General features: G+C 37.4%; 13 protein-coding genes. 4 read left to right on the top strand and 9 right to left on the bottom strand.

The features are described 5' to 3' along the window. Positions 1-440: 440 nt before the first annotated feature. Positions 441-668 carry a hypothetical protein gene (locus MHB65_RS15755; protein ID WP_342440981.1) on the top strand — a complete coding sequence of 76 codons (228 nt, stop codon included), beginning with the start codon at positions 441-443 and terminating at the stop codon, positions 666-668. 437 nt (positions 669-1,105) lie between these two features. Here the strand turns inward: MHB65_RS15755 and MHB65_RS15750 are convergent, their stop codons facing one another. The 8 genes from MHB65_RS15750 to MHB65_RS15715 all read right to left on the bottom strand — a co-directional run bounded on the left by MHB65_RS15750 (position 1,106) and on the right by MHB65_RS15715 (position 7,624). Next, entirely contained in the window at positions 1,106-2,203 is a 1,098-nt protein-coding gene (locus tag MHB65_RS15750; protein WP_342440980.1) for a DUF4179 domain-containing protein, read from the bottom strand. 4 nt (positions 2,204-2,207) lie between these two features. Continuing rightward, positions 2,208-2,753: a sigma-70 family RNA polymerase sigma factor gene (locus MHB65_RS15745; protein ID WP_342440979.1), complete on the bottom strand. Its 546-nt coding sequence runs from the start codon at positions 2,751-2,753 to the stop codon at positions 2,208-2,210. A gap of 381 nt (positions 2,754-3,134) precedes the next feature. Continuing rightward, the gene (locus MHB65_RS15740) at positions 3,135-3,869 is read right to left on the bottom strand and encodes a metallophosphoesterase (protein ID WP_205444393.1); all 735 of its coding nucleotides are present in this window, start codon (positions 3,867-3,869) and stop codon (positions 3,135-3,137) included. A gap of 260 nt (positions 3,870-4,129) precedes the next feature. After that, positions 4,130-4,579: a helix-turn-helix domain-containing protein gene (locus MHB65_RS15735; RefSeq protein WP_205444392.1), complete on the bottom strand. Its 450-nt coding sequence runs from the start codon at positions 4,577-4,579 to the stop codon at positions 4,130-4,132. Between the two features lie 138 nt (positions 4,580-4,717). Further along, positions 4,718-5,122, bottom strand: a complete 405-nt coding sequence (locus tag MHB65_RS15730; RefSeq protein ID WP_004227282.1) for a hypothetical protein — start codon at positions 5,120-5,122, stop codon at positions 4,718-4,720. Between the two features lie 92 nt (positions 5,123-5,214). Continuing rightward, positions 5,215-6,549 carry a hemolysin family protein gene (locus tag MHB65_RS15725; protein WP_342440978.1) on the bottom strand — a complete coding sequence of 445 codons (1,335 nt, stop codon included), beginning with the start codon at positions 6,547-6,549 and terminating at the stop codon, positions 5,215-5,217. 32 nt (positions 6,550-6,581) lie between these two features. Beyond that, positions 6,582-6,965 (bottom strand): MerR family transcriptional regulator, encoded by a 384-nt coding sequence (locus MHB65_RS15720; protein WP_205446984.1) that lies wholly within the window; start codon positions 6,963-6,965, stop codon positions 6,582-6,584. A gap of 173 nt (positions 6,966-7,138) precedes the next feature. Continuing rightward, positions 7,139-7,624: a hypothetical protein gene (locus tag MHB65_RS15715; protein WP_342443755.1), complete on the bottom strand. Its 486-nt coding sequence runs from the start codon at positions 7,622-7,624 to the stop codon at positions 7,139-7,141. A 198-nt stretch (positions 7,625-7,822) separates the two neighbouring features. On the opposite strand from MHB65_RS15715, the gene MHB65_RS15710 reads away from it, so the two are divergent. The 3 genes from MHB65_RS15710 to MHB65_RS15700 all read left to right on the top strand — a co-directional run bounded on the left by MHB65_RS15710 (position 7,823) and on the right by MHB65_RS15700 (position 12,443). Further along, positions 7,823-7,951, top strand: coding sequence for a hypothetical protein (locus tag MHB65_RS15710; RefSeq protein WP_004227289.1), 129 nt, complete (start codon positions 7,823-7,825; stop codon positions 7,949-7,951). 157 nt (positions 7,952-8,108) lie between these two features. Beyond that, a complete protein-coding gene (locus MHB65_RS15705) occupies positions 8,109-10,196 on the top strand; it encodes a methyl-accepting chemotaxis protein (RefSeq protein WP_342440977.1) in 2,088 nt (695 codons plus the stop codon). A gap of 159 nt (positions 10,197-10,355) precedes the next feature. Continuing rightward, the gene (locus MHB65_RS15700) at positions 10,356-12,443 is read left to right on the top strand and encodes a methyl-accepting chemotaxis protein (protein WP_342440976.1); all 2,088 of its coding nucleotides are present in this window, start codon (positions 10,356-10,358) and stop codon (positions 12,441-12,443) included. Positions 12,444-12,502: 59 nt separating this feature from the next. Here the strand turns inward: MHB65_RS15700 and MHB65_RS15695 are convergent, their stop codons facing one another. Next, complete coding sequence (locus MHB65_RS15695) at positions 12,503-13,075, bottom strand: hypothetical protein (RefSeq protein ID WP_205444384.1); 573 nt, start codon at positions 13,073-13,075, stop codon at positions 12,503-12,505. Between the last annotated feature and the right edge of the window lie 4 nt (positions 13,076-13,079).

Here is a 13,079-nt window from a genome sequence, read left to right as displayed (position 1 = left end):
TGGGTCAGTTTAGGTGGATGTGAAAAAAATTACGTATATGAAATCGGGCAATACATTGTTAAGATTTGATAGGTCAAACATCCTATTGGGAAACTTTCGGAATAAAGGGATACTGTGTAAATTTTTATATTTAGGAAGAATAAAAATGAAGTTATATAGTACACAAGGTTTTTTATGATAGTGTTTCTGATTTTTAAATGCGAAATCATGATGTAAGTTGCCCTATACACACTTGATTTCGTGCATGATTATTTTATTTATAAAAGAGGTAAATTATATGACTATAGTATCGTTTGGATTATGATGTATACCAATGGAAGCTATCATACACCTAGGTTATCTAAGTTCACGAAAGAAATGTTGATTCTTATTCAACTAACGGTGCAAGTGAATTGAAAAGAATACCGCTTGATAATGACTATTAAAGGGAGATGGGGAAAATGGCTATAACCTTTGTGAGTTTATGGGTTGGTTTAACAGTGCCAATCGTGTTCTTGGTTGTTTTTACAGTGCTTAAACCAATTGTTTTGGCTGACAATACGGGAATAAGCATGATTCTTATTGGATTATTCGCTGCTTTTGTTGATGGATATGTAGGAATGAAAATATATGAAAAGAAAATTGTGCCTTGGTTTGATAGACGAAAGAAAAAAAGAAAATTTCTGTAGTTTTGGAGATACTCTTCAATTAACGGGATGCTTTATTTGAAAAAGAGACAGCAATCGTTATATGTAATTCCATAAAAAGATGTCTTTTGAGCAAAAATACTTCGCAAACCCTTATTTTACGATAAATAAGAAGAATCCCTTTTGAAAAAAGTTTGATCAAAAGGGATTCTTCTTTAGCAGTTTTAAGTTAGGTTATTATAAAAAATGTTGATTATTTTCTACCTGTGTTGCTCCACAATAGCACCTTTAATGGAATAACTAAAATATGGACTTACTCCTAAAATCGCTTATAGCTCTGAATACGCTATGCAGGGTACTCATTGGTTAATTTTGTATGGAAATAATGTTATACGTCTTGTTCGTAATAAAACTATTATGATAAATACAGGAACTGCTCAAGTTAAAGCGTTTAAATCTAACGGAGCACTACTTGGTACTTATTCTTTTGAGTTAATTGGTATTGTTATTTCTAGCTCTGGAATGTATTGAATCTTCGGGTCTCCGTTTTCATCCAGTTGGTATGATCCCTCATCGTCATAAAGATGAATATACGGTTTGATTGTAATGGCTTTTGGTAAGGTTTCAAATGGATGTACCCGTAGATCCATGATGAGATCGCTATTTCCTTTATTTGTCTCACGTCTACCATTGCCATGAATTAGTTTTAGTTCACGCCCTTGTTCATCAAAAACTGCGATATGAATTCCTTCCCGGAAATCTACAGAAGTTGATTTATCAAGCAAGGCTATTCTTGTCGTAATACTAGTTGTAATGGGCGTTAGCATAATTTGTTCAATAGTAAGCTGATTATTTTTGTATTTTCTACTTATATTAGGTTGTAGGTTTACATAGTTACCAATATCACTCACTGGAATATCCATTTTAAAAGGTTCAGAAACGCCATTTATTGTAGTGGATAATGTCAAATTAAACTGCTTTGGGAAAGGACTTCCACCTTGATTTTTCAAATCTGCAAATTCAAATATTGCGGAATTATTATCCTTACTTGGTTGTCCAAAAACACCACTAAAATTGGTGTGATTCAGTGGTTCACCATTTAGTAAAAATTCAATATTACTAATTTGATCTGATAAACTTTCTTTTGAATTTTCACCTTCTTTTTGATGGCGTTCAATCCCGATTGCAACACGTGTACCGTCATACACTACTTCTGTTACATTTAATGTAAAGCCTTCATGCGTAACGCTTGTATTCAATTTTGTTGAGAGTCCCTTTTCATCTGCGGCGTGTAGACCAAGATCCCTTGTAAATTTAAAAACAGATGATAATAAAGGCACTTCTTTTATCGTCGCAGCCATCGTTGGCGAAATTAAACCCGTAACAATAATCAAACTAAAAATCATTGCTACAGCTGCTGTAACTCCTAAATATCTCTTTACGTGAGATGGCTTTTCTTTACTTATTTTTTTTAATATACGCTTTTCCCATTTCTTTTTCTCGAAGTTTGTAAGGTTTTGTTCTTCATACTGTTCCAAATCAATATTCATATCATTTAAATCTTTATAAATAGACATATTCTCACTCCTCACACTTCATTTTTTGAACTAAAAAACTTTTAAGCTTTTTACGTCCTCTGGAAAGCTTGTTATAAACCCAAGACTCTTTCGCATCAAATTCTTTTGCTATTTCACTTGAAGGGGTTCCTTCTAAATAGTATTTTTCAAAGATTTCCCGTTCACTAGCCGACAATTGCTCAAGGAGTTCCTCAACGCAGTTTTCTTCTGATGGTTGTTTTGCCTTTACCATGGATTCATCAATTTCTGAAACGGAAAATTGCTGATTATGTATGGTAATTTGTCTTCTTTGATAATCAATTGCTTTATACTTTGCAATCGCTGCAATCCATTGTTTGAATGAATTTTTCTTAGGATCAAAGGAATGAACATTATTCCATATCGATAATAAAACATCATCAAGGCATTCTTCATAATCTTGCTGCTGGTAATTTAAATGACGTTTAATGATCGCTGTAAGTAAACCACCATACTGATTAATAATAAAAGGAATTGCTTTTTCATTTTTTTTCTGTATGTGTTGTACAACATTGTTCTCTGTAATTTTCAATTGTTCACCCCGCTCAATGAATATTGGTACCTACTATGTAATACGAAATGAATACGATAAATCTATCACAAAAGAAAAAAAAGAATAACAGAAATGTTAATCTTTTAAAGATTTCCTTTATATAATTTGAAAACCTACAATCCTTCATAATCTTATCCATACTCTAACATAAAAATCCAATTTTCTTTAAAGGTGTTGTTCAAACTTTTTTAAATTATTATTCTAAGTTCTAAAAAACAGTTCATCTTTTTTATAAACGGTACAACTTTCTTACAAACGGTTAAATTTTGTTTTAAAGATACAAGTGGTCTACAAATAAAAAAGTACACCACTATTATTTTAGTGATGTACTGATTTGATTATGGTTTTAGAATACATTCTTCAGAGTATATTTGTTGTTTTTTCATTATCGACTGAAATGATTTGGCGACTTGGCCATTCGAATGCATGTAACTGTCCGCCAAACACAGCCCCACCGTCTATGCCAATAATATTATTTTCTCCGAAATAGACACGATAATCAGTTGGATTGTGGTGTAGGTTATAGGTAGGAGTATGGCCGAAGATAACCGTTTTTTTCCCTTGATAGCCGGCATGAAATTCCTCGCGAATCCAAAGTAAGCGCATGGGGTCAGTTTCGGCTATCGCAACATCTGGTACAACGCCTCCATGGACAAAAATAGCATCCTCTAATTCAATGTATATTTCAAACGTCTCGATTAACTGTAAATGTTCTTCGAGCTTCGGCAATGTTTTAATAAAGCTAGGCAAAGTATTGCTTTGGATCGCTTCCTCAAAGTCTTCTAGCTGGTAGCCATAGCTTGCTAATGTTGCCTCTCCACCACAAAGTCCTACCCAATGGTTCCATGGTTTAGCAAGGCCTGAACGGCATGCATTGAGCATGATCGCCTCATGATTGCCTAGCAAAACGCGTGCACCCTTTGCCTGTAATTCACTCACTAAATTTAACACACCACTAGAAGAGGGCCCTCTATCAATGTAATCACCTAGTAAAAAAAGCTGATCGTTCATTGGGTCGTAGTTTGCTTTTAATAGTAATTCTTCCAGCAGCCCTAATTCTCCATGTATATCACTAATTGCTAGTATTCGCTTCATTTACGAGCATCCTTTCTAATAGTACAGCTTTACCCTTAAGTATAGAGAATTATTCTACAAATTTCGACTTTTCCAGCTTCTCCTGGCTTTTTCCATAGAAATTTTAGAGAAATAATTCTCTTACTACTATTTTTATCATATGATAGGTGATTTTATATCTTTATTCATTTGTCTAGAGAGGATGACTTATGAGAGGAAGGAAAGGGGGGAAACGTAACAGCAGAAGCAAATAGCAATGCTTCTACTGTTCAATAGTAAGATTAGATTTGTAGTTTTTCCCATGCTTGCTTTGCTATTTGCTCATCAAATGTTGAAATTAGGCGAAAATTATGGCTGTCTAAAATGCGGAAATGCTGACTGATGACGTTTTGCTGTAGTCGAAAACCACCGTGCTCCTGAATGTTTTTCCACCATATGTATCCACCCATCGTTTTTTCTTTTGGCTGCAATGTTCCATTATTCGCGATTAAATCCACAACCTCTAATGGATCACCACCAAGCTCGTGCTGTAATATCGTGCTGTCCCGACACAACGTGCAAACAGTGACAGTGGTTGTCCAGCCGGCTAGTATTCGACCTTTTTCAATTTGGACAAGTGTTTTTTTGGATAGTCCTAGTAAATCACTCATTTGATCCTGTGTAAAAGATTTTTCTGTACGGATTAATTTCAGTTTTTCTGAAACGAGTGTGATTAATTGTTCACGATTCATCCTAACACCCCTTATTTTCAGATTGTTAAATTCCATTATACATGAAAGTAAAGATGCGTGTTTTTCTTTCAACATGGGAAGGTGAGGAGATGGACTAAAATTAAAACAGACTGCCCATAATGGACAGTCTATCGGATGTTAAATCTCATATTTTTTCGTATCAGAGATCACCCTGAAGTGGATGCCTTTAATCTGTGCACTTACTTTATGGCGAAGTGTATCAATATCTACAAGCTCCTCTTTATTTTTAACACACACAGCAATCTCTTGTAATAGCTTTGTAAAAGATTCTTTAAATAAGGAGCGCATATTATCGAAATCTAAACTACGAAAACTCCCATCAATATCGAAAGCTTCAACAGAATTTAATTGCTTAGATGCGCCTGCAAAACGATCATCGTAGACTGTGTAATTTTCATCTGTTACCACGATAATAAATAGAACTTCTCCCGTGATTGTTTTTAATTCAATATTTGTTTTGTGTTTTTTTACGTCAGTAATAATGTGAATACCATCTGAATGATATAGCTTAAATAATGTCATGTGTATGGCCCCCTGCAACTAGAATCATTTTTCTCTATTCATTATATAGTGAAATGGCTAATAATGGAATAAGGAATACCTGTTTCATACTATTACGATTGAACCTCTGTTTTGAGAGGGAGATTTTTCCGAAGAGGACGTACCTCAATATAATGAATTTGATGACCTTGTTGCTCATAGATGCTAAAAATGTAGGAGCCTAGCTCAATATTTTTTGATGCTTTAATGCCGTTATTCACGGTTAAGAACCAACCACCTAATGTTTCCACTTCTTCGGCATCCAGCGTAATGTTTAATAGATTTTCCACATCTTCCACAAGCATCTTTGCATTTAATAAATAGTGATGATCTGTAATTTTTCGAATATCCGCAATTTCATCATCATCAAATTCATCTCGAATCTCACCAACAATTTCTTCTAATATATCTTCAACTGTTACTAGACCAGATGTGCCACCATATTCATCCATGAGGATGGCCATATGGATTCGTTCTTTTTGCATACGTACAAGTAATTCTTGGACTGGAATGGTTTCAATTACTCGAATGACAGGGTTAATGAAATCCTCCAAAACTAATGAGTCGTCTGTCAGTTGTTCAAGTAGACCATGCGTTAATAGTTCTTTGGCATTGATGAAACCTAATATATTATCTCGGTCACCATCATAGATCGGGTAACGCGTATATTTTTCAGCCGCAATGTAATGAATAATATTGGTAAATGATTCATTTTGTTCAATTCCAACAATTTCTGTTCGGGGAACCATAATTTCGCGCGCAATACGTTCGTCAAATTCGAAGACGTTATTGACATATTTGAGCTCAGATTTATTGATTTCACCACTTTTAAAGCTTTCAGACAGTAATAATCGCAATTCTTCCTCTGTATGAGAAAGCTCATGTTCGCTAGCAGGTTTCATGCCGAATAAACCAACTAACACGCGTGCAGAGCCGTTCAAGAACCAAATAAATGGATACATGATTTTATAGAAAAACATAATTGGTTTTGCGAAAAGAAGTGTAATGGATTCAGCTTTTTGAATAGCTGCCGTTTTTGGGGCTAGCTCGCCGACCACTACATGTAAAAACGTTGCAATGGCAAAGGCTGTTCCAATTGTAAAGATCGTCATATACTTATCGGAAATGCCGATCATTTCGAATAGCGGGTGAAGCATAAATTCAAATGTTTTTTCACCAACCATCCCGATACCAAGAGCTGTTACAGTAATTCCTAATTGACAGGCTGATAAGTATTCGTCTAAATGTTGAACAACATGCTTAGCAGCAATTGCTTTTTTATTGCCTTCTGCAACCAGTTGATCAAGTCTTGAGGAACGTACTTTTACAATGGCAAATTCTGTTGCCACGAAAAAGCCTGTTAAAGCTAATAAAATGGTAAAAATCGATAGGTTTATTATGGTCTCCAAATAGTCGTTCTGTAAAAACAGAACGTCACCTCCTAATTATGAATGAGTAATAATAAGGATTGCATCAATGCAATACTTTCGGGTGAAACATTTTTCTTAATCGTTTCAATTTTATTATCATCTTGCTTGTTCATTTGTGCTAGCAGAGAAGTGACATCATGCTCTAGATCTTGCATTTTTAAACGAAGCACTTGTACATCGATTTCTTCATAGGGTGTGATGTTTAACTCATGTTGGATTTGTACGAGTGAAAGCCCCTGTTGTTTGCGCTGTTCAATGAATTGAAGCCGTTTAATCATGGCTGGGTCATAGTAGCGATAATTTGTTGCAGAACGTTCTGCATCTAGCAAACCAATATTCGTATAGTAGTCGATTGTTCGTTTAGTAATGCCTGTTTTTTCTGCAAGCTCGCCAATTTTTAATTTCTCTGTCCCAATGCAAACACCTCCAAACCATCACGTGATACTTTGATTATAACGTGATGGTTTTAGTTTATTCAAATGATAGCCTCTAATATTTCGAAATTATAAAATTTCTTTGCAAAAAAAAACGTTTCTACCAGGATTAAATGGTAGAGACGTTACTAGGTTTACGGAAGTAAATAAGTATCATAGAGGTGATGGAGTGCTTCCTCACCATTTTTTTGTAAGAGAACTTCTTCATTATATGTAAGCGTTACGTTCGTGTGCTGGCTATCAATTTTGTCATCAATTATTTTACAGGTAACAGTTACAAAGCCTGATTCAGCAAGCTTTTCTTTCATCTCTTCACTCCATGTCTGATCAGAAAATAGTGGAGACTGCCAAGTACCTCTCACATGTAGCTCATTTTTTTCAAGGTCATAATCCCAGCGTATGTCACGTAAAATAGTTTTAAATAGGTCATTAACCGTAAACGATGTATCTTTATAGTTAATGTCTAGAGCACGTATTGCATGGACATCTCGACTAACTGCACTAGCTGCGGAATTAGCAGCTGAATTGATGCCTGAAGCAGCATCTTTAATTTCTGATAATCGATTACCACAGCCAGAAAGTAGTGCGCAGATGCATGTGATACAAGCTACTTTTGTCATCCATTTCACAAGTAGTCCCTCCAGTCTAGTAAGTTGTTATTACTATCTTAACGAAAAGAAAAATACGAAGAAAGGGCATGAAGGCGGCAGATTGTGACGGTTTTGCAACGATGCGACCTCCACTTGATTGTTCGGCATTTGGGAAGAATAGAAGTCTGAAAATTTAGTAAAATTTCAAGAGAATGGGAGCGGTGTGTGATGAAAATTAATGATGAAATGCTTGATCGATTAGGAACATATTTTGTTTATCATGCTGTTTATGATAATTATGGTATTACGTTTGAAAACTTTGTGGAGCGTTGGCTACGAGGCATACTTGACATATAGTGAGCTGTACTGTAAAAACTCCTGGAAACAGGAGTTTTTATCTATAAAAAAGACATATATCCCTCTAATTTAGATACTTTACTCATAGTAACTAATGCTATAATTAGCTTAATTGGTTACTTCTCTATTACTTTCTATCTAAAGGGGGATGATACATATGAATTTATTGGGGAAAATACTTGCCACTGTCATTGGAACGGTATTTGTCGTATTTGCAGTTATAACAGCTGTGAATATTTATCAAACAAAAAATTTAACGATAGAAACAGCTCAAAAAATGGCACAGGCAGAAACATCTGATAATGCCTATCAGATTCAAATTCAGCTGGATTATGCAATGGATACAGCACGTACGCTTGCAGCCAATTTAACGACAATGGTGGAAGAACAAAAGGCTGATCGTGCTTTAACAGATGCTATGTTCCAACGTATTTTGAATAATAATGAGCAATTTATGGGTGTTTGGTCTGTATGGGAGCCTAATGCCTTTGACGGGCAAGATGAAAAATACGTCAATACAGATAGACATGATACAACAGGACGCTATGTTCCATTCTGGACGCGAGATGGCGATAGGATCGTTCATTCTCCTATTGTAGATTATGATACGTCTGATTTTTATCTTTTACCGAAACAAAAAGGGCAGGAAATGATTTTGGAACCATTTGTTTATCCTGTCGCTGGTAAGGATGTGCTATTAACGTCCATCATTGTGCCTGTTACGATTGACAATGAATTTAAAGGCATCGTGGCTGTGGACATGAGTTTAGAAACATTAGCTCAACTAAGCCAACAAGTAAAATTATTTGATAATGGCTATGGTTCGATTATCTCGAACAATGGCATGTTTGTGACACATCCAAACAATGATTATGTGACCATGCCACTTGCTGAGCAAGAACACTATACATATATAAAAGAGATCCAAACAGCCATTCAGCAGGGCAAGTCTTCCGTTATTCAGGATTTTTCAAGCTATTTACAAGAGGATAGCTATATTGTCACTGCTCCCATTCACATTGGGAAAACCGAGACACCGTGGTCATTGCTGGTCACAGTACCGACTCAAGAAGTATTAGCACAAACAACAAAGCTAACATGGACAATGGTTATCATAGGCGTTGCTGGTATGATTTATCTTTTAATCGTGTTAACATGGCTTATTCGTCGAATTGTTCGACCTATTGTATTGGCAGTGGCACAAGTACAAGCAGTAGCAGATGGGAATTTAGCAGTGGAACCATTAGCAGAGGATAGCAAGGACGAGCTTGGCCATTTAGCAAAGGCTGTCAATATGATGACAAGTAATACACGAACATTGATTCAAGAAGCGACGCAAATTTCAAATCAGGCGAGTGCCTATAGTGATCGACTCATGTCCTCTACAACTAATATGAGTGTTAGTATCGACCAAGTGCTAACAACAACAGGTGAGTTGGCAACAGGAGCAACCTTACAAGCCGAGCAAGCAGCCCTAACATTAGGCGTAACGCAAGAGGTTGAGCAGAAATTGCAAGCTATTCAAGTGGCAATTAAAGAAATGACGCAGCGCTCTCAGCAGACAACACAGGCATCCAAGCAAGGGTTGGTTCATGCGGAACAATCGATTCAAGGGATGGAGGCGATGGCGGAGCAAGTCACATTAACAGCATCTGTTGTCCAGCAGCTCAGTGACCAATCGACTGAAATTAATCGTATTTTACAAGTAATCGATGCCATTGCAGGTCAAACGGATTTATTAGCACTGAATGCGGCGATAGAGGCTGCTCGCGCAGGTGAGCATGGGAAAGGCTTCTCTGTCGTAGCGGAGGAAGTACGCAAACTTGCGGAGGGATCCGCCAAATCGACAAGTCAAATTGCAGCGATTATAGATACAGTTGTGAAAGAGACTGTGAAAGCAAGCGATGCTATGCAAAATGTCGTGGCTGCTGTACAAACCAACACACAGTATCTTGATGCCAATAAACAAGCACTTGATGCCATCTTACAGCATATCGTTGATACAGTAGCGCAAATTGACGAAGTGACAACTGCCTCTCATTTAATTCAAAAGGAGACAGTAGAGGTAGTACGAGCAGTAGAAAATATGACAGCCGTTAGCGAGCAATCCTCAGCAGGAACAGAGGAGCTATTAGCAACGATGGAGCAGCAAAATACCGCGGTTCATGAGCTGCAAAGTATGGCAGAAAGCTTAACAGCCATGACAAACTCCTTACAACAAACACTAGCAAAATTCCATTACTAATGGACAACAGTAGCTGCGTGTCATCTTTTGTACAACGGGATGACATGCGGCTAAATTGTAAGTTGATTTCTATGAGGATTATTTTTCTGAATTTTTAGTTATTTATTGGTGCATAAATGCTATTATTTATTTAGTTGCTATAGGCAGGAGCTGGTACATATGAAATTACTACATAAAATCTTACTGACAACATTATCTACGATGATGATTGTGTTCATCATTATTTTAAGTGTCAATATTGTAAAAACTAATTCATTAGCAGTGGACGATGCACGACAGCTTGCTCAATCGCGTGCGTCTGAAAGTGCATATAAAATGCAGATGGAACTTGATTATGCGATGGATACAGCGAGGACATTAGCCTCTAATCTCCAAACGATGGTAGCCAATCATAAGGGAGATCGTGATTTAGCAAACGACATGTTCAAACAATTACTTGAACAAAATAACACCTTTCTGGGGGTTTGGACGATTTGGGAGCCAAATGCCTTTGATGGACAAGATGCTCACTTTGCCAATATGGAAGGGCATGATGCATCGGGTCGCTTCCTTCCCTATTGGGCACGTAGCAACAATGATGTGACGGTCGCTCCGCTTGAAGACTATGAAACAAGTGATTATTATGTATTACCTAAAACGCTGAAGCAAGAGGTTATTTTAGAGCCGCTTTCTTACCCAATTGATGGTCAAGAGGTATTGATGACTTCTACGGCCATTCCTATTCAAATAGATGGCAAGGTCGTTGGTATTGTTGGGGTTGATATAAGCTTAGAAACATTGGTTGCAATTAATAATGAAATTGTCCTATATGATACAGGGTATAGTGCCATTGTGTCACATAAAGGGATGTTTGTTTCTCATCCCTCTCCTGATTATGTCAATAGGCCAGTAGCTGAAACGGCAAAATATAAAAATTCAGATGAAATTTTGACTGCCGTTGAACAGGGCAAATCCTATATCGTAGAGGATTATTCATCTTATTTACAAAAACCTTCCTTTATTGCGATTTCACCTATTCAAATTGGTCAAACAGCGACACCGTGGGCATTGCAGGTAATTATTCCTTCCGATGAGGTAATGGCAGCCGCAAGTGAAGCGATGTGGCTGTCAATACTACTGGCTATTATTGGTATTATTGTGTTAGTTGTAGCCATTACTTGGATAGCTCAACGGATCGTAAAACCAGTGGTTCAGACAGTGGAACAGGTCAAAACCATTGCTGCAGGAAATTTAGCCGTGGAGCCGTTACAGATTCGTTCGAAGGATGAAATTGGTGAGCTTGCACATGCCATGAATCATATGACAGACAATATGCGCGAGCTGTTACAAGCGGCTACACATATTTCCAATCAGGTGAATGTATACAGCGGTGAATTACGTTCTTCTACCAATGATATGAGCATCAGTATCGAACAGGTGTTGACGACAACAAGTGAGCTGGCGACAGGTGCTACCTTACAAGCCGAACAAGCATCTACCACATTGGGGGTCACACAGGAGGTTGAGCAGAAACTGCAAGCGATTCAAATGGCAATTGAGGAAATGCTACAGGATTCTCAGCTAACAACAGCGTCATCTAAACAAGGGTTGGTTCATGCAGAGCAGTCCATTCAAGGGATGGAGGCAATGTCTGAAAAAGTGTCACTGACAGCTACGGTTGTCCAACAGCTCAGTGACCAATCAACAGAAATTAATCGTATTTTACAAGTCATTAATGCTATCGCAGGTCAAACGGATTTATTAGCACTGAATGCGGCGATAGAAGCGGCTCGTGCAGGTGAGCATGGCAAGGGCTTCTCTATAGTAGCAGAGGAAGTACGAAAGCTTGCAGAAGAATCAGCCAAATCAACAAGCCAAATTGCCTTAATTATTGATATGGTTGTCAGGGAAGCGGCTAAGGCCAGTGATGCTATGCAAAGTGTTGTCTTAGCTGTGCAAACCAACACACAGTATATTGATGCCAATAAACAGGCACTTGATGCGATTTTACGCCATATAGTCGATACAGTAGCGCAAATTGATAATGTGACAGCTGCCTCTAGTGTCATTCAAAGGGAGACGCAGGAAGTTGTGCGTGCAGTGGAAAATATGACGGCTGTCAGCCAGCAATCCTCAGCAGGAACAGAGGAGCTATTGGCAACGATGGAACAGCAAAATTTAGCGGTCCATGACATCAATCGTAAGGCCCAGCAATTGGCAGCTATGACGGACTCTTTACAGGGAGCGCTAGCTAAATTTCAATATTAAATCGAAAGAGCTGTTGACAAGGTGAAGTTTTCATCCAACCTTGCCAACAGCTCTTCTACTTATTTAAAAAATTGTGTAATAAATTGATTCGCTTCCTGCCAGTTATAGACCCTTACAACATTATTAGGAACAGCAAGACGATTATATGGTGTATCAAATAACACAACAGGTATTTTTAATTCCTCTGCCAGCATCACCGCATTATCGTGCTTATCCTCAAAGAAAGCTTCTACATGATGTTTTTTAGCAGCAGCTAGTTTATCATGGCTGCCGAGAAGCTCGATATGATCGTACGGTATAGCTTGCGTATGAAACCAATTGACCGTGATGTCTGCTACATTTTCACCTCGTGCAGAAATATAATACAGCTCAAAATTATTTTTCCAAGCGGTTAAAATATTTCTTGCATCTTTTGCTACCTCAGAGACTTCGTACATATAAGGCTCATTTTCCTTAAACCAAGTATTAAAGGCACTTCGGTCAATAGGGTGTGGAAAGGCAGATAAAAAATCATATTCACAAACATCGTCCAGCGTAATATTTACATTGTATTGTTTATTAATATGTGGAATGAGTGTACTTGGACATGTCACAGTCCCATCAATATCAATACCAAAGCGGGGCTTTTTCATGCTA

The organism is Lysinibacillus sp. FSL K6-0075 (assembly GCF_038592945.1).
GTDB lineage: Bacteria > Bacillota > Bacilli > Bacillales_A > Planococcaceae > Lysinibacillus > Lysinibacillus fusiformis_F.
This window is presented reverse-complemented; position numbering and strand designations above follow the sequence as displayed.